Here is a 21,153-nt window from a genome sequence, read left to right as displayed (position 1 = left end):
CGGACCGGAGAACGCTCAGCCGCGCTTGACCCACCTCAGAAACCCCGCCGCCGCACCCGACCCGAACGTCAACACCGGCCCAACCTGGTTCTTCGAATCCCGCACCGCCACCCCACGACCCACACGCGCCACCTCGACGCAGTTGGTCTCAGTGGTGCTCCGACTGGACTTGCGCCACACGGTCACTGGTACCCCTCCGCATACTCGGAGATCAGCCCAACGAAATCAGCCGCGCTTGACCCACCTCAGGAAACCCGCCGCCGCACCGGACCCGAACGTCAACACCGGCCCCGCCTGGTTCTTCGAATCCCGCACCGCCACCCCACGACCCACATGCGCCACCTCGACGCACGCGGTCTCGGTCGCGCTCCGGCTGGACTTTCGCCACACGGTCACTGGTACCCCTTCGCATACTCGGAGATCAGCCCGACCGAATCCTCGACGCTGGCGGTTGCGGCCAGCAGGGTGGGCTTTATGTCCATGTATGCCTGAACATCCTCCACCTTGTCCAGGAACACGTTGGACCGGAGGTGCTCCAAGTGCACCACAGGGCTGGTTCGTGCAGCTTCCAGCAGGGAGAACGACCCGTACAGGCCCGGGTGCCAACCGCGATCCTTCGGCACGATACGAATGGCCACGTTGGGACGCTCCCCCATGGCAAGCAGGTGGCGTGCCTGCGCGACCATCACCGATCGTCCGCCCAGAGGGCGCGACAGCACCGACTCATCGATGATCGCCAGGTACGGCACCGGGTTCCGCCGCGTGAGCACCTGTTGCCGATCAAGCCGCACCTTCACCCGCGCTTCGACATCAGCGTGGGGAAGGCCACCCTCGGTCATGATCGCGCGGGTGTAGTCCGCTATCTGGAGCAAGCCCGGAACCAGGAGTGGCCCGACCTCGGTGATGAAGGTGGCCACCTGCTCGTGTTCGACCAGGGCCTTGAGCTGCCGGGGCAACTCCGCGCCGGTGGCCAGCCAGTTCGACTTGGCGGCATCGCGGGTGACCGCGAGCAGTTCCCGGCGCTTCGCCCCGATCACGCCCATCGCGCCCAGGACCGAGGCCAGTTCCGTCTCACTGAGGAGGCGTTCGCCGCGCTCGACGCGGCTGAGCATGCTCTTGCTGAGGCCGACCAGCGCGCCCAGTTCGACGATGCTCAGCCCTTTCCCCTTGCGCAGGTCGCGCAGTTCCGCGCCGAGGGTCCGAGCCCGCGCATTGCTCTCCATGCGATCAGCTTAGGGCTTCACCCAAACGAGGTCTGGTGGGAATTCCCAGGAAGGAGCAAGCTTGGGCCAGACCACGACCGAGGAGGAAGCATGGGTCTCGCAGCCATCGGCACGGGCGGTGTGGACGTGCGGAGTTGGGCGCACATCCGCCGCGATACGACGATCGAGTAGACGGCGCTGCACGAGGAGGCCGAGTTCACGATCGGCGGCACGGACGGGCTCGTGCTGCTGGTCACCGAAGGTGGCCTGCGGAACCTGGTCCGGACGGGCTCCGCCGCCCTCGCCGAGCTGGTAAGGGCTCAAGCAGGCCAGTAGGCGCGCCAGTCCGCCGCCGACAGCCTGGTGACACCGGCCGCGCGGGCGGACCGCTCGGCCGCGCGCACGTTCGCCTCGAACCTGCGGGCCACCGCCCGCAGCTCGGTCTCCGGGTCCTCGCCGGCCAGCTTCGCCAGCGCCGCCACCGCGAACAGCGTCGTGCCGGTGTCGTCGCCCTCGGGCAGCAGGTCCACCGGGAACCCGGCCCGCGCCACCCGCTGCGCCAGCTTCCCCGCCAACGCCACCGCCGGCTGCCCGGTCGCCACGCCGTCCACGCTGGATTCCCGCTGCTTCTCGACCTGCTTCAGCTCTTCCCACCGGTGCTGCTGGGACGTCGCGTCGTGCACCGCGGCGTCATCCACGGCTGGGTCGTGGCCCTCGAACACGTGCGGGTGGCGGCCAACCAGCTTGGCGACCAGGTCGCCGGCGACCTCGTCGATGCCGAAGGGCTCCTCGGCGTCCTCCGCCGCGATCCGGGCGTGGAACAGGACCTGCAGCAGCACGTCGCCGAGCTCTTCCCGCAACGCCGCCCGGTCGCCGTCCTCAATGGCCTCCAGCAGCTCGTACGTCTCCTCGACCAGGTACTGGCGCAGCGACTTGTGGTCCTGCTCGGCGTCCCACGGGCAGCCACCGGGCGACCGCAGGCGGTCCATCACGGCCGCCGCGTCCAGCAGCGGCACGGCCGGGGTGCGGATCACCGGGGCGCCGGCCTCGATCAACGCGCGCGCCGCCGGCTCGTCCGGGTTCGTGGTCAGCAGCACGACCGACGGGCCCGCCGAGAAAGCGGAGACCGGCTCGGCCGACCACGTCGACGCGTCCACGCCCTCCCCCGCGTACACCGCCGCCGCGCCCCGCAGAGCGGGAAGCGCGGCGGCGGGGAGTACCGGGGTGGTGCCGACGAGGACAACCGTCACGAGTTCGATTCCCGGACGGTCGCCTGGTAGCCGCTCAACTCACCCTCGCTGGGCGCGAGCGCGATCGCCGTGTTGTCCCACGTCCCGTACCTCGGGTTGATCTGGATCTCCGGGTCACCCGCGAGCGACTGCACGAGCCGCAGCCCGATCTGCTCCAGCAGCTGCGGCGTGAGCTGCCCGGTGGACGACTCGCCGGTCGCCCGGACGTCCGTCTTGCGATCCGTCACGTGGGCGACGATCCACTGCGCGCTGCTCGGGTCCGGCGCGAACGCCACCACGGTGCCCGCCGGGACGCCGAACAGCGGCGACTGGGCGGCCTGCGGCGACTCGGCCGAGCGCACCCGCTGGCCCTTCTCCGACAGGGTCTGGCCCTGGGCGCTCTTCGGGGCGCCGGCGACGAACTCGGCCATCTTCGCCGGGTCCTTCGCGACCTGCTTGGCCTTCTCGACCGCCTCGGCGTTGTCCTTGGCGAAGAAGTAGTCGAACGTGACTTCCATCCGGTCCGCGTACTTGCGCGCCAGCTCGACCAGCAGCAACTGGTCCCTGGCCCGCTCGCGGAACGTCGTCGCGTCGTACACGGTGTTCTGCGAGGCCATGTCCGCGCCGCCGGCCTGCTCGACGGACTCGGTCACCGCCTCCTCCGACACCGTGACGCCCTCGCGTTCCGCGGCCAGCGCGATCAGCTCGTGCTGCACGCCGAGCGTCACGAGCTGACGGGCCACCTGGTCGAGTTTGCGCTGGTCGTGCAGCTTCTGGGCCTCGGGCTCCTTCTTGAGCACGATGTCCAGCCGCTGCTGCACCTGCTCCAGCGGCAGCACGGTGTCGCCGACGATCGCGGCCGAGCCGACCTGGGCCGGGCCGTTGCCACAGCCCGCCACCAGCAGTGCCACCGCGGCGACGGCCGCGCCGATCCGGGTGAAGCGCCTCTGCACAGTCCTCACGACCAGTACCTTCTCACGTCCTCGTGACGCCGCTCACGGGAGTCCCCGCCAACGACCGCAGGAATCCGGCGCACCAGTCCAGCAGCTCCTGGTCGCGCAGCTCCGGTGCACCCATCCGGCCGCCCGCCGCGCCCTCGGTCGGCCGAGGCACGCTGACCGTTCGGGTGTTCGGCTTGTAGACCGCCTTGGGGAACAGCCGGCGCATCCGCACCAGCTGGCTGTCCAGGAGTTCCAGCGGCGCGAACCGGATGGTGGCGCCCTGGGTGGCGACCTCCGTGACGCCGTGCGCCCGGCACGTCTGCCGGAACCGGGCCACCGCCAGCAGCCGCTCGACGGGCAGCGGCGGGGTGCCGTAGCGGTCCTTCAGCTCGTCCCACACGCTCTGCAGCGACTCGCCGTCGACCGCGGCGGCGATCTTGCGGTACGCCTCCAGCCGGAGCCGTTCGCCGGGCACGTAGTCGTGCGGGATGTGCGCGTCCACCGGCAGGTCGACGCGGACCTCGGCCAGCTCCTCCTCCAGCTCCCCGTCCGCGCCCGCGTGCTTGCGGAACGCCTCCACGGCCTCGCCGACGAGCCGCACGTACAGGTCGAAGCCGACGCCCGCGATGTGGCCGGACTGCTCGGCGCCCAGGATGTTGCCCGCGCCGCGGATCTCCAGGTCCTTCATCGCCACCGCCATGCCCGCGCCCAGCTCGGTGTTCTGGGCGATCGTGGCGAGCCGGTCGTGCGCGTGCTCGGTCAGCGGGGACTCGGGCGGGTAGAGGAAGTAGGCGTAGCCGCGTTCCCGGCCTCGGCCGACGCGTCCGCGCAGCTGGTGCAGCTGGGCCAGGCCGAGCATGTCGCCGCGCTCCACGATGAGGGTGTTGGCGTTGGAGATGTCCAGGCCGGTCTCGACGATCGTGGTGCACACGAGCACGTCGTACTCGTTCTCCCAGAAGCCCTGGATGATCTTCTCCAGCTTGTCCTCGTTCATCTGGCCGTGCGCGGTGATCACGCGGGCCTCGGGGACCAGCTCGCGGATGTGCCGGGCGGCGCGCTCGATCGAGGACACGCGGTTGTGCACGTAGAAGACCTGGCCGTCGCGCAGCAGCTCGCGCCGGATGGCCGCGCCGACCTGCTTGTCGTCGTAGCCGCCGACGTAGGTCAGGATCGGGTGCCGCTCCTCGGGCGGGGTGAGGATGGTGGACATCTCGCGGATGCCCGCCAGCGACATCTCCAGCGTTCGCGGGATCGGCGTCGCGGACATCGTGAGGACGTCCACGTGCGTGCGCAGGGCCTTGATGTGCTCCTTGTGCTCGACGCCGAACCGCTGCTCCTCGTCCACGATCACGAGGCCGAGGTCCTTGTAGCGCAGGCCCTTCTGGAGCAGGCGGTGCGTGCCGATGACGATGTCCACGTCGCCCTCGGCGAGGCCGGTGATGGTCTGCTCGGCCTCCAGCGCGTCGGTGAACCGGGACAGGCCCTTGATGTTCACCGGGAACGCGCGCATCCGTTCGGTGAACGTGTTCAGGTGCTGCTGGGCGAGCAGGGTCGTCGGCACCAGCACCACGACCTGCTTGCCGTCCTGCACCGCCTTGAACGCGGCCCGCACCGCGATCTCCGTCTTGCCGTAGCCGACGTCGCCGCAGATCACCCGGTCCATCGGGACCGTGCGCTCCATGTCGGCCTTGACCTCGTCGATGGCCGCCATCTGGTCGAGCGTCTCGGTGAACGGGAAGGCGTCCTCCAGCTCGCGCTGCCACGGCGTGTCCGGCGCGAACGCGTGACCGGGCGCGGCCTGGCGGGCGGCGTAGAGCTGGACCAGCTCGGCGGCGATCTGCTTGACCGCCTTCTTCGCCTTCGCCTTGGTGTTCTTCCAGTCGCTGCCGCCGAGCTTGTTCAGCGTGGGCAGCTCGCCGCCGACGTAGCGTGAGATCTCGTCCAGCTGGTCGGTCGGCACGAACAGGCGGTCGCCGGGCTGGCCGCGCTTGCTGGAGCCGTACTCCAGGACCAGGTACTCCCGGGTCGCGCCGGCCACCGTGCGCTGCACCATCTCGACGTACTTGCCGATGCCGTGCTGCTCGTGCACCACGTAGTCGCCGGGGCGCAGGGCCAGCGGGTCCACCGCGTTGCGGCGGCGGCTGGGCATCCGGCGCATGTCCTTGGTGGACGTGCCGTGCCGCCCGCCGGTGAGGTCGGTCTCGGTGAGCACGACCAGCGCCAGCTCGGGCAGCGAGAAGCCGTCCTCCAGCGCGCCGCGGACGACCGTGACGGCGCCCTGCTTGGGCGCGGTGTCCAGGACGTCCCGGAGGACGACGTTGACGTCCGCTTCGCGCAGCTGCTCGGTGGCCCGCTGGGCGGTGCCCGCGCCGGGGACGACGAGGACCGCCGTGCCGCCGGAGACGGTGTGCGCGCGCAGGTCGGCGAACGCCCGGTCGATGTCGCCCTGGTACGCCTCGACCTGCTTGAGCTCCAGCCGGACGACGTCCCCGCCCTCGGTGGTGAGCTGGCTGAGCCGCCACCACGGCCGGTTGCCGGCCTTCGCGGAGCGGGCCACGTCGGCGAGGCTGTGGTAGGCGCTGGCGTCCAGGTCGATGGGGCTCTGGCCGCCGCCGGCCGCGGCCATCCAGGAGGCCTCCAGGAACTCCTGGCCGGTGCGCACCAGGTCACCGGCGCGGGCCCGGATCTTCTCCGGGTCGTTGAGGAGGACGTGCGTGCCCTCGGGGACGACGTCGGTCAGGAGCTGGAGCTCGCCCTCGCAGAGCGCCGGGATGAGGGCTTCCATGCCCTCGGTCGGGATGCCGTTGGCGACCTTCTCCAGCAGCTCGTGCAGGTGGGCGTCGGCGGCGTGCCGTTCGGCCAGCGCGGCGGCCTTGGCCTTGACCTGCTCGGTGAGCAGCAGCTCGCGGCACGGCGCCGCGGTGAAGGCCTCGACCTCCTGCGGCAGGGAGCGCTGGTCGGCGACCGCGAAGGGGCGGATCTCGCTGACCTCGTCGCCCCAGAACTCCACCCGGAGCGGGTGCTCGGCGGTCGGCGGGAACACGTCGAGGATGCCGCCGCGGACCGCGAACTCGCCGCGCTTCTCGACCATGTCGACGCGGGTGTAGGCGATCTCGGTCAGGTTCGCGAGCAGCGCTTCGAAGTCGTGCTCGGAGCCCACGGCGAGGTGCACGGGCGTGAGGTCGCCGAGGCCGGGCGCCATCGGCTGGATCAGGCTGCGGACCGTCGTGACGACGACCTTCAGCGGGTTGCCCTCGGGGTGGGCCAGCCGGCGCAGCACCTGGAGCCGCGCGCCGACCGTGTCCGCACGCGGGGACAGGCGCTCGTGCGGCAGCGTTTCCCACGACGGGAACAGGGCGACCTGCTCCGGGCCGATGAGGTCGCACAGGACGGCCTTCAGGTCGTCCGCCTCGCGGCCGGTGGCGGTGACCGCCAGCACGGGCGCGCTGTTCGCGAGGGCCGCCGCGACCAGCGGACGTGCCGCCGGGGGGCCTTCGAGTGCGAGGTCCGGCACACCGACCGAATCGGCGAGGGCGCGCAGCGCCTTGTCGGGCAGGACAGCGGTCAGCAGGCCGGACAGCGGGCCGGGCTGGGGCATTGCGATGGCTCCCCTGGGGGTCAACGAAGGCAGACCCCTGCCCGGGACTGAACGGCCACCGGAGGGGTTCTCGTCCACCAGCCTACGGCTCCCGCGAGCGGGGTGCTCCGTGATTTCGGTTGACGGGGGCGTGACGCTGGGTACGTGGAGATTGCCCCCGGAGTGGAGATCAAGCAGATCAGGGCCGACTACGACGATCGGCACGTCACGGTGTACCAGGCGTACTCGCCCCTCGTGGCCCGTCCGGCGCTGGCCGCGGGGCGGTTCGTGCCGCCGTTCAAGGCCGGTCGGATGACGTGGGTCAAGCCGTCGTTCCTGTGGATGATGTACCGGTCCGGGTGGGGGACGAAGCCGGACCAGGAGTGCGTGCTGGCCGTGCGGATCACCCGTTCGGGATTCGACCGGGCGGTGCGCGAGGCCGTGCCCGGCAACGAGGTCGTCGGCCGCAAGCCGGACGTGCGGGTGCAGTGGGACCCGGAGCGGGACCTGCACCTGAACCCGCTGCCGCACCGGTCGTTGCAGCTGGGGCTGGCGGGTGACGCGTCGCGCCGGTACGTGGACGAGTGGGTCGTGGGGCTGACCGACGTGACGGCGCTCGCCCACGAGGTCCACGGGCTGGTGCGGGCCGGCGACCTGGACGGCGCGCGGGCGTTGCTGCCGGCGGAACGGCCCTACCCGTTCCCTTGAGCACCGTTCCGGTGAACAGCGTTCCCGTGAACACCGAGCACACAGGCGTGTCGGCATGCTGGTCCCCATGCGTCGCGTTGTCGGGTTCGCCGCCGTGGCGGTGTTGGCCGGGTGTTCGTCGGACGGTGCGGGGGGCAGTGCTCCCGGGACCCCGGCGCCCGAGGGACTGCGGGTCGAGGTGGTGGTGGCCGGGTTGAGCCACCCGTGGGACGTGGGGTTCCTGCCCGACGGGCGGATGCTCGTGCCGCAGCGGCCGGGGCGGATCGCGGTGGTCGAGGACGGCCGGGCCGCCGACGTGGAGGCCGACCTCGGCGACGTCGCGGCGCGGGGCGAGGGCGGACTGATGAGCCTGGTCGTGCACCCGGACTTCACCACGAGCAAGCGGTTCACCACGTGCTTCAACACCGCGTCGGACGTGCGGCTGGTGACGTGGCGGCTGGAGGGCACGAAGGCGACCCGGGTCGAGGACCCGCTGGTCTCCGGGCTGCCGACGAACCCGAGCGGTCGGCATTCGGGCTGTCGGATGGCGCTGGACCGGGACGGCCACCTGCTCGTCGGCACCGGGGACACGGCGCGCGGCGACGTGCCGCAGGACAGGTCCAGCCTGGGCGGCAAGGTGCTGCGGATCGACCTGGACACCGGCGAGGGCGTGCCCGGGAACCCGTTCGGCGACCGGATCCACACCTACGGGCACCGCAACGTGCAGGGCATCGCGGTCCGGCCGGACGGCGTGGTGTTCACCGCCGAGCACGGACCCGACGTCGACGACGAGGTGAACGTGCTGGAGGCTGGCGGCAACTACGGCTGGGACCCGTCGCAGGGCGGCACGGTCGGCGGCTACGACGAGGACGTGCCGATGACCGACCTGGAGCGGTTCCCGGACGCCGTGCCCGCGGTGTGGTCGTCCGGCGATCCGACTGAGGCGATCTGCGACGCGGCGTTCCTCGTCGGCGAGCAGTGGGGCGCGTTGGACGGCGTGCTGGCCGTGACGGCGTTGAAGGGGTCGAAGGTGCTGCTGTTCACGGTCCGCCAGGACGGCGGCGTGGACGCCGTGGCCGTCCCGCCGGAACTGGACGGCACCCACGGCCGCCTGCGCGGGGCCGAGCTGGGCCCGGACGGCGCCCTCTACGTGACGACCTCGAACGGCACCGACGACAAGATACTGAAAGTCACGACCACCGCGTGAACCGACCCGTCAGCGGGTGCGGAGGCGGGGTTTGTGGTCCATGTGGGACAGGCCCTTCCAGGCCAGGTTGACGAGGTGGGCGGCCACCTCGTCCTTCTTCGGCTTGCGGACTTCCAGCCACCACTGCCCGGTCAGCGCGACCATGCCGACCAGCGCCTGTGAGTACAGGGCGGCCAGCTTGCGGTCGTAGCCCTGGCGGGAGAAGTGCAGGCCCAGGATCGACTCCACCTGGGACGCGATGTCGTTCAGCAACGACGAGAACGTGCCGGTGGACGACGCCACCGGCGAGTCGCGCACGAGGATCCGGAACCCGTCCGTCGACCCCTCGATGTAGTCCAGCAACGCGCACGCCGCCTGTTCCAGCAGCTCCCGCGGGTGCCCGCCGGACAGAGCGTTGACGATGTGGTCCATCAGGTACTGCATCTCGCGGTCCACCACGACCGCGTAGATGCCTTCCTTGCCGCCGAAGTGCTCGTACACGACGGGCTTGGACACGCCGGCCCGGTGCGCGATCTCCTCGACGGAGGTGACCTCGAAGCCCTTCTCGGCGAACAGCGCACGGGCGACGTCGAGCAGCTGCTCGCGCCGCTCCTTGCCGGTCATCCGCACGCGCGGCACCGGTGTCCGGTCGCCGCGCCGTCTTCCCGCCACCCACGCCACCCTAAACACCTGCCCCTCGCCGGCGAGGCGAGGGGCAGGTGAAGGAGGGGTGGAGCACCGGGCCGACGGTCACTTCTTGGCGGTGATGCGCGCCAGTCGCTCCGGGTTCGGCCACCGCACGTTCGTCGCCCAGCCGAGCTTCTCGAACACCCAGATGAGGCGCGCGGACGTGTCGATCTGGCCGCGCTTCACGCCGTGCCGGGCGCACGTCGGGTCGGCGTGGTGCAGGTTGTGCCACGACTCGCCGAAGCTCAGGATCGCCAGCGCCCAGACGTTGGCAGACCGGTCGCGCGCCGCGAACGGGCGCTCGCCGACCATGTGGCAGATCGAGTTGACCGACCACGTCACGTGGTGCAGGAACGCCACCCGGACCAGGCCGGCCCAGAAGAACGCGGACAGCGCGCCGGACCACGACATGGTGATCAGACCGCCGAGGACGGCGGGCATGAGCAGGCTGATGGTGGTCCACAGCGGGAACAGCTTGTCGAGTCGGACCAGGTCCTTGTCGGCCAGCAGGTCCGGGGCGAAGCGCTGAGCGTTGGTCTGGTCGCGGTCGAACAGCCAGCCCATGTGGGCGTGCCAGAAGCCCTTGGCCAGCGCGACCGGGCCGCTGCCGAACAGCCACGGCGAGTGCGGGTCGCCCTCGCGGTCGGAGAACGCGTGGTGACGGCGGTGGTCGGCCACCCACACGATGACCGGTCCCTGCAACGCCATCATGCCGGCGATGGCGAGGCCGATCTTGAGCGCGCGGTTGGCCTTGAACGAGCCGTGCGTGAAGTACCGGTGGAAACCGATCGTCACGCCGAGGCCGGCCACGTAGTAGAACGCCACGAACAGCGCGACGTCCACCCAGCCCAGCCCCCAGCCCCAAGCGAGCGGAACGGCCGCGAGCAGAGCCAGGAACGGCACGATGACGAACACGTACACGCTGAACTGCTCGACGTGCCCACGCCGTCCGTCGATGATCGGCTTGGGTCCGCGGTCCTCAGGACCTCGCGGCGTGGACCTGCTCTCCAGGGTGCTGGTCATACATGTACCTCGTTGTGTGTTCGGGGCTACCTACGGGACCGTAACTTACGGCAGCGTAAGTTAGTCGGGCGCGGTCCCGCCATAGCCTGGGCGAAAGTCATGGCGTGTTCTCAGCCGGCCGGGCGTGTCGATCACCGCCGGGGCATCATGCGGAGATGGGGTCACCGAACGTTCGGCCGAGACGCCGGCTGCGCATCGCGCTCGTCTCGTTGCTGGTGGTGTTGCTGCTGATCAGTGGCGGTTTGCTGGGGTTCGGCTGGTACTACAGCGGTGAGCTGCTTGAGCCGGAGAACGCCCGTCCGGGCTACCGCGACACGGTCATCTCGTCGACGTCCGGGACCGTCTCGCTGGTGGAGTCCAGGGTCACTGTGCTGCCCGGCACATGGGGCCTCGTGTGGCCGGGCGGCGGCGCGGAGGTCGGCGCGGTGACCGAGCGGTCCGCCGGCACGGTGGTGCGGGAACTGCGGGGCGAAGCGCCCCCGGACGGCACGCAGGTGCGGCTGGAGACGGCGGTGTGGACCACCGACCCCGCCGCCGCGCACGACCTGGAGTACACGGAAGTGCGGATTTCCACCGAGTTCGGTGACGCACCGGCGTGGCTGGTACCCGCTACGTCGTCCACGTGGGTCGTCGCGGTGCACGGGAGAGGCGGATCGAGGGCCGAGGCCTTGCGGGTGATGCCTGCACTGCACGAACTCGGGTTACCCGTTCTCGCCGTGACTTATCGGAACGACGAGGGCGCGCCTCGGTCGCCGGACGGCCTGTACCACCTGGGCGACACCGAGTGGCGTGACGTCGAGGCGGCCGTGAGGTACGCCGGGGAGCGCGGCGCGCGGAACGTCGTGCTCTACGGGTGGTCCATGGGCGGCGCGATCGTCGGCCAGTTCCTGGCGCGGTCGGCGGAGGCGGGCGACGTGGCCGCCGTCGTGCTGGACGCGCCCGTGGTGAGCTGGACCAGGACGCTGGAGCTGCAGTCGGGCAACCGGGGCGTGCCGGAGCAGCTCGTGCCGATCGCCGAGCTGGTCTCGGACTGGCGGGTCGGCTTGGAGTTCGGCCGCTTCGACCTCCAGGTCCACCCGCCCGCGCACCGGCCGCCGACGCTGCTGTTCCACGGCGGCGCGGACGGCAGCGTGCCGGTCCAGGCGTCGCGCGACCTGGCCGCCGCGGCGGGACGGCTGGACTGGCCCCTCCGGTACGTCGAGGTGCCGGCGGCGGAGCACACGGCGGCGTGGAACGTGGACCCCGAGGCGTACGAGCGCACGGTGACCGAGTTCCTCGATTCGGTGGCCGCCATCCGGTAGCCCCTACCCGACAGCCGCCGCAGGCGCCGCGACCGCCGTCCGGAGACCTCGATCGGGCGTCGCCCGGATAGTGCACGGTTGGCTACCGTTGGTAGTTGAACCGATGATTGTTTCGCACGAAATCATGCCGGTTCGCCGTCCCGCGGCCCCCCGCCGGACCCGCTCAGTGTCGACATGCGGGCATGACACGTTCACCCGACCGTGACCTAAGGCACGAATTCCAAGCCGCTGAACTGGGATAACACGCAGTGTCATGATCGAGTTACCCACCGGTTGCCGCCACTTGAGTGGTGCTGCTGACCTTCTCGGGAGACTCGTGACAACATGTGTTCGCGCGGTCGGGGCGAGCCCCGACCGTTCCGCCATGGTGTAAAGGCAGCACCTCGGATTTTGGTTCCGATGGTCCAGGTTCGAATCCTGGTGGCGGAGCGAGAGGGCCGGGCCACCAAGGTCCCGGCCGCCCTGCGTCTGCATGGGGGTGTGAGTCGCTGCACGAGGAAGCGGTCGACGAGCAGGGCAACGTGGCGACTCCGGCTCTCCACGAGATGTCCGACGCGTGGCTGGTCGGCCGCGCCAGCGAGCTCGTGGCCGTGGCCCAGAGCAGCCACCTGTCCGACCAGCTCGACGCGGCGCACGAGGTCGACGAGATCCTGGCCGAGGCGCAGGGCCGCGGCGAGCCGCGGATCGTCGGCCAGCTCCTGCGCGCGGCGGCGGTGGTCCGGATCGTCACCCCCGGCCTGGTCGACCTGTCCGACAGCGTGCTGGACGAGATGCTGGCGCACACCCGGCGGCACGGCCTGCTGGTGCTGGAGGCCGAGGCGCACGCGCTGCGCGGTCGCCGCTACCTCCTGGGCGGGTTCGAGGACAAGGCGTTGAGCGAGGTCGCGGGCGGCCTGGCGATGCTGGAGGAAGACCTCAGCCCCGACCCGATGATGGACAAGCGCACCTGGGACCGGCTGCTCGCGTCCTCGTTGCAGTCGACCGGGCTCGTGCTCACCCAGCTGGGCGTCTACGAGATGGCGGACGACGTGCTGGCGCGGGCGCACAACGCGATCCGGGACAGCGCCAACCCGCACCAGATCTACGTGCACCTGCTCAACCGGACCCGGCTGCTGATCGGCTGGGGCCTGCGGCTGGAGCGGGTGGACAACTTCGACGAGGCCACCGAGCGGTTCGCCACCGCGTCCGCCATCGCCACCGCCGTCGAGGGCCCCTTCCGCGAGTCGCTGCACCCCGGCCGGCGCGACCGCACCGCCGCCGAGCAGGTGCCGGTGATCGGCGCGGCCCACGCGCTGGCCAAGCCGGGCGCGGAGCACATCGCGCGGCTGTGGTCGCTGCGCGAGCTGGCCATGTACGCCCGCGAGCTGATCATCGTGTCGATCGCGCTGGCCCGCTGCCTGGACATGGAGGACCTGCCGCAGCAGGCGTTGCAGGTGCTGCACGACGCCCGCGAGCGGCTGGAGCACGACACCTCCGAACCCACCCTGATGCTGTGCCTGACCCGCGAGTACGCCCGGATGTCCGGCCCGCACGGCGAGCGCACCAACTCCGCGTTGCAGACCTACGCCAACGCGCTGGAGGTGGAGCTGTGGCTGATGCAGGAGGCCCGCACCGCCACCCTGCTCACCCGGCGCGACCACGAACGGCTGACCCGGGCGCACGGCGCGATCGCGCAGCAGGCCTTGCAGGACCCGCTGACCGGACTGCCGAACCGGCGCGCCCTGGACGACCGGCTGGCCGCGCTGATCGGCGCGCAGACCCACCCGATGGCCATCGCCCTGGTCGACCTCGACGGGTTCAAGGTGGTCAACGACAAGCACTCGCACGCCGAGGGCGACGACGTCCTCCGCGTGATTGCGAGCACACTCCGGCAGGCGCTGCGGGGTGACGACCTGGTGGCCCGGTACGGCGGTGACGAGTTCGTGGTGCTGCTGCCCGGCGCGCCGCTGCACGCCGCCGAGGCGGCCCTCGCCCGGGCGGTGGACGCGGTCGCCGGATTGCCATCCGACCTGTCCAGGGGCGTGACGCTGTCCGTGGGCGTGATCTCCGTGCGCCCGCGCGAGGCGGCGCACGCGGCGCTGGCCCGCGCCGACTCGGCGATGTACGTGGCGAAACGGCGAGGTGGCTGCCAGGTTGCCGCGGTGGAAGTCGAGCCTTCCTCAGACGCTTAGTATCAGCACCTGGCGGGAAGCCAGGCCCCTCCCGCTGGAAGCACGCACTCAGCTAGGGAGAGCGCTGATGCTCGAGGGTGTCCCCACCCCAGTCAGCACGATCGTCCTCGCAGCGGGTGAAGGCACCCGCATGCGCTCAGCCACTCCGAAGGTGTTGCACCGCATCGCCGGCCGTTCCCTGGTGGAGCACGCCGTGCGTGCCGCCGCCGGTACCGGCCCGGACCACCTCGCGGTCGTCGTCGGCCACGGCCGCGCGGCCGTGGCCGAACACCTCGACCACGTGTCCACAGCCCTGGACCGCAAGGTCACCGTGGCGGTGCAGGAGGAGCAGAAGGGCACCGGGCACGCGGTCGGCTGCGGCCTGGCGGAACTTCCCGCCGACCTGTCCGGCACGGTCGTGGTCACGTACGGCGACGTGCCGCTGCTCGACTCCGACACGCTGCTCGGCCTGCTCGCCGAGCACGGCGGCCAGGGCAACGCGGTGACCGTGCTGACCGCCGTGGTCGCCGACCCCACCGGGTACGGGCGGATCGTGCGGTCCGCGGACGGCTCGGTCGAGGCGATCGTGGAGCAGAAGGACGCCACACCCGCGCAGCGGGAGATCGGCGAGATCAACTCGGGGGTGTACGCGTTCGACGCGGCGGTGCTGCGCGACGGGCTCTCCCGGCTGTCGACCGACAACGCGCAGGGCGAGCTGTACCTGACCGACGTGCTGACCATCGCCCGCGGCGACGGCAGGCGGGTCGGTGCCCTGGTCACGTCGGACCAGTGGCTCGTGGAAGGCGTGAACGACCGGGTGCAGCTGGCCCGGTTGGGCGCGGAGCTGAACCGGCGGCTCGTGGAGCGGGCGATGCGTTCCGGCGTCACGGTGGTCGACCCGGCCACCACGTGGCTGGACGCGGACGTGCGGCTCGACCGGGACGTGCTGATCGAGCCGGGCGTGCAGCTGCGCGCGGGCACCACGGTCGGCGAGGGGGCGGTCGTCGGACCGGACACCACGCTGTCGGCGTGCGTGATCGGCCCTCGCGCGTCGGTGGTCCGCACGCACGGCTCCGGCGCGGAGATCGGGGCGGGCGCGTCCGTCGGCCCGTTCTCCTACCTGCGGCCGGGCACGCGGCTCGGCGCGGACGGCAAGATCGGCGGGTTCGTCGAGGTCAAGAACTCGGACATCGGCGTGGGCAGCAAGGTGCCGCACCTGAGCTACATCGGCGACACCACCATCGGCGAGCACTCCAACATCGGCGCGGCCAGCGTCACGGTGAACTACGACGGTGTGAAGAAGCACCGGACCGTGATCGGGTCGCACTGCCGCACCGGCTCGGACAACATGTTCGTCGCGCCGGTCACCGTGGGGGACGGCGCGTACACCGGCGCCGGGACCGTGGTGCGGCGCGACGTGCCGCCCGGCGCGCTGGCGGTGTCCGGCGGACCTCAGCGGAACCTCGAAGGCTGGGTGGTCTCCCGGAGGCCGGGAACGGCCGCCGCCGAAGCGGCGGAACGTGCCCAGACGCCCGAGAATGCAGGCACAACCGAAGAAGGGCGCTGACCGTGAACCCCACGATGTCCGGGACACCCAAGAAGAACCTGATGCTCTTCGGCGGGCGCGCGTATCCCGAGCTGACCGAGCAGGTGGCCAAGCACCTCAACGTCTCGGTCACCCCGCAGTCGGCGTACGACTTCGCCAACGGCGAGATCTTCGTGCGATTCGAGGAAAGCGTGCGCGGCTGCGACGCCTTCGTCATCCAGTCCCACTGCGCGCCCATCAACCAGTGGCTCATGGAGCAGCTGATCATGGTGGACGCGCTGAAGCGGGCGTCCGCGAAGCGGATCACCGTGATCATGCCGTTCTACCCGTACGCGCGGCAGGACAAGAAGCACCGCGGGCGCGAGCCGATCTCGGCGCGCCTGGTGGCGGACATGTTCAAGACCGCGGGCGCGGACCGGCTGGTGTCGGTCGACCTGCACACGTCGCAGATCCAGGGCTTCTTCGACGGCCCGGTGGACCACCTGTGGGCCATGCCGCTGCTCGCGGAGCACATCCGCGGCAAGTACGCCGGCCGTGAGCTGACGGTCGTGTCGCCGGACGCGGGCCGCACCAAGCTGGCCGAGAAGTGGGCGGACACGCTGGGCGGCACGCCGATCGCGTTCATCCACAAGACCCGCGACCCGCTGCGGCCGAACGAGGTCGTGGCGAACCGGGTGGTCGGGCAGGTCGAGGGCCGGCTGTGCGTGGTCATCGACGACATGATCGACACCGGCGGCACCATCACCAAGGCGGTCGACCAGCTGCTCGCCGAGGGCGCGTCGGACGTGGTCATCGCGGCCACCCACCCGGTGCTGTCCGGTCCGGCCGTGGAGCGCCTGCAGAACTGCGGCGCGCGCGAGGTCGTGTTCACCGACACCCTGCCGATCCCGGCGGAGAAGCGGTTCGACGCGATGACCGTGCTGCCGATCGCCCCCCTCCTGGCCCGCGTGATCCAGGAGGTCTTCGAGGACGGCTCCGTCACCTCGCTCTTCGACGGCAACGCCTGACCCCCGCGAGTCCTCCGCTCGCGCACCGCGAACTGACCGGTCGGCCCCCTTCAGCCGACCGGTCGTTCCGCGAGTCCTGCGTTCAGGCCGCGTGAGTCCTGCCTCCGGAACACTCGAATTGAGCGTTCGAGACGGCGCCGGTGGGGTAGCCCAAGGCCGGTAACCAACCCCGATTAGGCCATGTCGAACGGGTCGTCCTACACTGTTCAGGTTGCCTCGGCGAGGGCGAGCATCACGCTCGGCGTGATCGACGCGGCGGTTGTGATGCCGCGCGTGTTCACCCTCCGCGCCGCCCGCCGCCGCAGGCCAACCCCCGCTTCGCCCCGCCCGACGTACCCGCCGACGTATACCTGGCCAGACCGTTAGGAGAGCCCCACCGTGTCCGAGGTCCGTCTCGCCGCAGAGCAGCGCACCGAGTTCGGCAAGGGCGCCGCCCGCCGCACCCGCCGCGCCGGCAAGATCCCCGCGGTGCTCTACGGCCACGGTTCCGACCCGAAGCACCTGGCCCTGCCGGCGCTCGAGTTCGCCCGTGTTGTCCGCGAGCACGGTCAGAACGCAGTTCTCACGCTGGACATCGAGTCCTCCACCGAGCTGGCACTGACCAAGACTGTCACCACGCACCCCATCAAGAACTACATCGAGCACGTCGACCTGCTGCTCGTGCAGCGGGGCGAGAAGGTCACCGTCGAGGTGCCGATCGTCCTCACCGGCGACGCCGCCGCGGCGACCCTCCTCACCCAGGACCTCACCTCGGTCCAGGTCGAGACCGACGCGCTCAACATCCCCGAGCAGGTCGAGTACTCCATCGCCGGTCTCGTCGCGGGCACCCAGGTGCACGCGTCCGACCTGGTCCTGCCCGCCGGCACCACGCTGGTGACCGACGGAGAGGCGATGGTCCTCGCGGTCAACGCCGCGCCGACGGCCGCCGAGCTGGACGGTGGCGAGGCCGAGGCCTCCGACACCGAGGCCTCCGAAGAAGGCTGAGCCCATCACGTCGGGCAACTCGAACGGCACGCCTCCCCCGCCTCACGGCTGGGGTGGCGTGCCGTTCCCGTTTCTCACCCCCGCGCAGGTGCGGTCCACCTCGTTCCCCCGGAAGAGGGGCAAGGGGTACGACCCGGCGCAGGTGGACGCGTTCCTGCTGCGCATCGCCGACGCCCTCGCCGGACGCACCCGCCTGCACCCCGACCAGGTGCGGACGGTCGTGTTCACCGAGATCGCGGGCGGGTACGACCAGCGGACCGTGGACGACTTCCTGGCCGCGCTGGAGCACCAGCTCCGGTCCGGGCACGTGCCGCCGACGTCCCTGCAGACCGGGGACGCCGTGCTGGCGGTGAAGCTGCCCCGATCACCCAACGGCTACGATCGCGGCGAAGTCGACGCGTTCCTCGGCCGGGCCGCCGCGGCGCTGGACGGCAGGGGGCGGATGACCTCCAGCGAGGTGCGCCACACCAGGTTCACCACCACGTCCGGACTGCGGCGCGGGTACCAGGTGCGCGCGGTGGACGCCCTGTTGGACGAGCTTGAGCAGGAGTTGCGGTTCCGTGGTCGATGACGTGGCCCTGGTCGTCGGGCTGGGCAACTCCGGTCCCAAGTACGAGGGCAACCGGCACAACGTCGGGTTCCTGGTGCTGGACGAGCTGGCTTCGCGGGTGGGCGGGAAGTTCAAGGCGCACAAGGGCGGCGCGGAGGTGCTGGAGGGCCGGTTGGCCGGGCGCCGGGTCGTGCTGGCGAAGCCGCGCGGCTACATGAACACCTCGGGCGGGCCGGTCGCGGGCACGGCGAACTTCTACAAGACGCCGCCCGGGTCGATCATCGTGGTGCACGACGAGCTGGACCTGCCGTTCGGGACGGTGCGGCTGAAGCTCGGCGGCGGCGAGAACGGGCACAACGGGCTGCGGTCGATCACGAAGTCGCTGGGCACCCGTGACTACCACCGGGTGCGGTTCGGGGTGGACCGGCCGCCGGGACGGATGGACCCGGCCGACTACGTCCTGCGCGACTTCTCGCTCGTGGAGCGCAAGCAGCTGGCGTTCGAGCTGGACCACGCGGCGGACGCCGTGGAGGCGTGGCTGGAGCTTGGGCTGGAAGCCGCCCAGAATAAGATCCACTGAGCACGACTTCCACTGGGCAACGAGTCCTAAGAGACGGCTTCCGGCTGGACGGGCGTCAGAGCCGGCCGAAGCGCGCGAGCAGGTGCCAGACCTTCTTCAGGTCCTGCTGGTCGTAGCGGACGCGGGCCTCACCGATGATCTTGGGCGTGAGCACGCCGTCCACCGCGATCTCCAGCCCCAGGTCGACGTACCGCCGGCCCCGGTAGTCGCCGTGCCGCCGCAACTCGGCCGCGGTCAGCCGGAACCCGGGATGCCACTCGACCGCGCACGGCAGGCGTGACGCGTCGTCCTCCACCGCCGTGCCCCGGTAGCTCGGGTCGAGCACCAGCGCCTCCGCGTCGGCCGCCACCGACACCGGGCCGTGGACGTGCGCCTCGACGTAGTCGTCCAGCAGGTCCCGGTCGTCCGCCCGCGCGATCTCGATCAGCGCCATGCGGTCCGCCGTGCCGAAGTGCTCGGGCTCCAGGAAGCTGTCCGGGTAGCAGAACGTGGTGCGCGACAACGCCGCCGCGCCGAGCCGCAGGTGCGCCGACCCGAACCGCGGTGCCGCGCCGTACGGGCTGAGCCGGAAGTCCAGCCCGCCGTACACCGGCCGGTCCTCCGGCGGCGCCTCGTCGTACGCGCCGCCGAAGATCCGGTTCTCCCACCGCCACCGGTCGCCCCCGGTGAACGCGGTCAGGCCGCCGTTGCCGGTCCCGGTGACGAACTGCGACACATAACGCCCCGTGTCGGCGAGGGCGGCGACCACTCGTTCGGGGTGGAAGTGGAGGGTGACGCGCAAGGCGCGGTCGAGCGGTGGCCCGGTCGACCGCGCCCGGACGTGCCGGAGCGCGCGTTCCGCCCAGGACATCTCAGCCGGAGGGCACCAGAGCAGCCGCCGCGGAGCGGCGGAGCTTGCCGGACGGGGTCTTGGGCAGGCTGCCGGGCTTGAGCACGACCACCGAGTACGGCCGCAGGCCCACCGCGTCCACGACCCGCGCGCTGATCTCCTTGGTCAACGCCCGCACCGCGTCGGCCTCGCCGGCCAGCTTCGACTCGACCACCACGGCGAACCGCTCGCGCCGAGTGCCCGCGTCCAGCCGCACGGCCATCGCGTTGCCCGCGCGCACGCCCTCGACGGCCGCCACCGCACGCTCGATGTCCGTGGGGTAGATGTTCCGCCCACCCATGATGATCACGTCCTTGCGCCGCCCGCACACGACGACCTGGCCGTCCACCACGTAGCCCTCGTCACCGGTGTCGAGCCAGCCGTCGTCGTCCTGCGTGGCCACCGGGCCGTCCACGGTGAGGTAGCCGGGCGTCACGGCCTCGCCGCGCACCCGCAGCTGCCCGACCTCGCGCTCGCCCAGCACCGCGCCCTCGGCGTCCACGACCTGCACCTCCAAACCCGGCAGCGGCGGCCCGAGCAGCGGGAACGCCCGCGCGTTGGGGCTGTCCGCCGGCACCGGCACGGCCCGGTGGCCGGCCTCCAGCTGCTCCGGGTCCACCACGTCCACCGCGATACCGCTGAACACCGGCGCGAACGCCACGCCCAGCGTGGTCTCCGCCATGCCGTACGCGCACAGCACGGACTCCGGCCGCAGCCCGAACCTCTCGCCCGCGTCGGTGAACGACTTCACCGCGCCCGGGTCGATGGGCTCGGCGCCGTTCAGCGCGATCCGCAGTTTCGACAGGTCGAACGCGCCGTCGTCCACGCCCTTCATGCGGCGCGCGGCGATGGCGTAGGCGAAGTTCGGCGCGGCGGTGATGGTGCCCTGGTAGCGGCTGATCAGGTCCGGCCACAGCGTCGGCCGGCTGAGGAAGTCGACCGGGGTGACCTTGACCAGGTCGATGCCGAACAGCATGGGCACGGTCAGGAAGCCGACCATCCCCATGTCGTGGAACAGCGGCAGCCACGAGACCATCCGGTCGGTCTCCGGGTCGAGTTCGGCGGCGGTCTCCATGGCCTTGGCGTTGGACCACAGGTTGCCGTGCGTGATGCGGACGGCCTTCGGGTCGGCGGTGGACCCGCTGGTGAGCTGGAGCAGCGCCGGCATGTCCTCGTCGACGGCGACGGGCGCCGCCAGCGGCTCGCCGGTCAGCTCGTCCAGCTTGCGGTAGGCGACGCCGTGCTCGTCCAGGACGCCCGACAGCGCGTCGAACGGCGCGCCCAGCAGCACCAGCTTCGCGTCGATCATGCCCAGCACGCGCAGGGTGTCCGCGGCCCACTCGCCGAGGTCCGTGCGGGCCGTCGGCTGGTGCAGCATGGTCGCGCTCCCGCCGGCCAGCCACACCGCCTGCACCGCGGGCGCGATCATGGCCGGGTCGCCCGCGAGCACCGCGACCGACTCACCCCCCGCGACCCCGTCTGCCACGAGTGCACCGGCCATGCGGGTGGCCTGCTCGTGCACCTCCGCCCACGACCTGCGGACGGGAGCGTTCGGCTCCCCCGTGGTCATGCCCCGCGCCCGTCCTCCGGCACCCGAAGCGGTTGCCACCATCGTGTCCACGAACCGGCTCATGT

Annotated in this window: 19 protein-coding genes and 1 tRNA gene; 10 read left to right on the top strand and 10 right to left on the bottom strand. The window is 71.3% G+C overall.

The genetic code is table 11. The features are described from left to right. Positions 1–15 precede the first annotated feature (15 nt). The 6 genes from ACRAKI_RS03390 to mfd form a co-directional block, all read right to left on the bottom strand. On the bottom strand, positions 16–180 hold the full coding sequence (locus ACRAKI_RS03390) for a DUF397 domain-containing protein (protein ID WP_447008322.1): 165 nt from the start codon (positions 178–180) through the stop codon (positions 16–18). Between the two features lie 45 nt (positions 181–225). Further along, entirely contained in the window at positions 226–396 is a 171-nt protein-coding gene (locus tag ACRAKI_RS03385; protein WP_447005585.1) for a DUF397 domain-containing protein, read from the bottom strand. Then, complete coding sequence (locus ACRAKI_RS03380) at positions 393–1,223, bottom strand: helix-turn-helix domain-containing protein (RefSeq protein ID WP_447005584.1); 831 nt, start codon at positions 1,221–1,223, stop codon at positions 393–395. Before ACRAKI_RS03380 ends, ACRAKI_RS03385 begins: the two co-directional genes overlap by 4 nt. 299 nt (positions 1,224–1,522) lie before the next feature. Further along, complete coding sequence (locus ACRAKI_RS03375) at positions 1,523–2,452, bottom strand: MazG family protein (protein WP_447005583.1); 930 nt, start codon at positions 2,450–2,452, stop codon at positions 1,523–1,525. Then, positions 2,449–3,393, bottom strand: a complete 945-nt coding sequence (locus tag ACRAKI_RS03370; protein ID WP_447005582.1) for a SurA N-terminal domain-containing protein — start codon at positions 3,391–3,393, stop codon at positions 2,449–2,451. Before ACRAKI_RS03370 ends, ACRAKI_RS03375 begins: the two co-directional genes overlap by 4 nt. A gap of 13 nt (positions 3,394–3,406) precedes the next feature. After that, positions 3,407–6,970: a transcription-repair coupling factor gene (mfd, locus tag ACRAKI_RS03365; protein ID WP_447005581.1), complete on the bottom strand. Its 3,564-nt coding sequence runs from the start codon at positions 6,968–6,970 to the stop codon at positions 3,407–3,409. Between the two features lie 144 nt (positions 6,971–7,114). Between mfd and ACRAKI_RS03360 the strand changes: the two genes are divergently transcribed. Both ACRAKI_RS03360 and ACRAKI_RS03355 read left to right on the top strand, forming a co-directional pair. Then, positions 7,115–7,657: a DUF4291 domain-containing protein gene (locus ACRAKI_RS03360; RefSeq protein ID WP_447005580.1), complete on the top strand. Its 543-nt coding sequence runs from the start codon at positions 7,115–7,117 to the stop codon at positions 7,655–7,657. A 67-nt stretch (positions 7,658–7,724) separates the two neighbouring features. After that, entirely contained in the window at positions 7,725–8,843 is a 1,119-nt protein-coding gene (locus tag ACRAKI_RS03355; RefSeq protein ID WP_447005579.1) for a PQQ-dependent sugar dehydrogenase, read from the top strand. Positions 8,844–8,852: 9 nt separating this feature from the next. Here the strand turns inward: ACRAKI_RS03355 and ACRAKI_RS03350 are convergent, their stop codons facing one another. Continuing rightward, on the bottom strand, positions 8,853–9,446 hold the full coding sequence (locus ACRAKI_RS03350; RefSeq protein WP_033441238.1) for a TetR/AcrR family transcriptional regulator: 594 nt from the start codon (positions 9,444–9,446) through the stop codon (positions 8,853–8,855). A 126-nt stretch (positions 9,447–9,572) separates the two neighbouring features. Continuing rightward, complete coding sequence (locus tag ACRAKI_RS03345; protein WP_447005578.1) at positions 9,573–10,532, bottom strand: acyl-CoA desaturase; 960 nt, start codon at positions 10,530–10,532, stop codon at positions 9,573–9,575. A 155-nt stretch (positions 10,533–10,687) separates the two neighbouring features. On the opposite strand from ACRAKI_RS03345, the gene ACRAKI_RS03340 reads away from it, so the two are divergent. From ACRAKI_RS03340 to pth, 8 genes are all read left to right on the top strand, one after another. Then, positions 10,688–11,833, top strand: a complete 1,146-nt coding sequence (locus ACRAKI_RS03340) for an alpha/beta hydrolase family protein (protein ID WP_447005577.1) — start codon at positions 10,688–10,690, stop codon at positions 11,831–11,833. 358 nt (positions 11,834–12,191) lie between these two features. After that, a tRNA-Gln gene (locus tag ACRAKI_RS03335) sits at positions 12,192–12,262 on the top strand. Between the two features lie 92 nt (positions 12,263–12,354). After that, positions 12,355–14,004 (top strand): GGDEF domain-containing protein, encoded by a 1,650-nt coding sequence (locus ACRAKI_RS03330; protein WP_447005576.1) that lies wholly within the window; start codon positions 12,355–12,357, stop codon positions 14,002–14,004. A gap of 67 nt (positions 14,005–14,071) precedes the next feature. Then, complete coding sequence (glmU, locus tag ACRAKI_RS03325; protein WP_447005575.1) at positions 14,072–15,550, top strand: bifunctional UDP-N-acetylglucosamine diphosphorylase/glucosamine-1-phosphate N-acetyltransferase GlmU; 1,479 nt, start codon at positions 14,072–14,074, stop codon at positions 15,548–15,550. 14 nt (positions 15,551–15,564) lie between these two features. Continuing rightward, entirely contained in the window at positions 15,565–16,536 is a 972-nt protein-coding gene (locus ACRAKI_RS03320; protein ID WP_447005574.1) for a ribose-phosphate diphosphokinase, read from the top strand. A gap of 378 nt (positions 16,537–16,914) precedes the next feature. After that, positions 16,915–17,520 carry a 50S ribosomal protein L25/general stress protein Ctc gene (locus tag ACRAKI_RS03315; protein ID WP_447005573.1) on the top strand — a complete coding sequence of 202 codons (606 nt, stop codon included), beginning with the start codon at positions 16,915–16,917 and terminating at the stop codon, positions 17,518–17,520. Positions 17,521–17,578: 58 nt separating this feature from the next. Beyond that, the gene (locus ACRAKI_RS03310; RefSeq protein ID WP_447005572.1) at positions 17,579–18,091 is read left to right on the top strand and encodes a DivIVA domain-containing protein; all 513 of its coding nucleotides are present in this window, start codon (positions 17,579–17,581) and stop codon (positions 18,089–18,091) included. After that, positions 18,081–18,650 (top strand): aminoacyl-tRNA hydrolase, encoded by a 570-nt coding sequence (pth, locus tag ACRAKI_RS03305; RefSeq protein ID WP_447005571.1) that lies wholly within the window; start codon positions 18,081–18,083, stop codon positions 18,648–18,650. The genes ACRAKI_RS03310 and pth overlap by 11 nt, the downstream gene beginning before the upstream one ends. A 55-nt stretch (positions 18,651–18,705) precedes the next feature. Here the strand turns inward: pth and ACRAKI_RS03300 are convergent, their stop codons facing one another. After that, positions 18,706–19,500 carry a DUF3626 domain-containing protein gene (locus tag ACRAKI_RS03300; RefSeq protein ID WP_447005570.1) on the bottom strand — a complete coding sequence of 265 codons (795 nt, stop codon included), beginning with the start codon at positions 19,498–19,500 and terminating at the stop codon, positions 18,706–18,708. Between the two features lies 1 nt (position 19,501). Then, positions 19,502–21,151, bottom strand: a complete 1,650-nt coding sequence (locus ACRAKI_RS03295; protein ID WP_447005569.1) for a fatty acyl-AMP ligase — start codon at positions 21,149–21,151, stop codon at positions 19,502–19,504. Positions 21,152–21,153: the final 2 nt, after the last annotated feature.

This window comes from Saccharothrix isguenensis, assembly GCF_052936305.1.
This window is presented reverse-complemented; position numbering and strand designations above follow the sequence as displayed.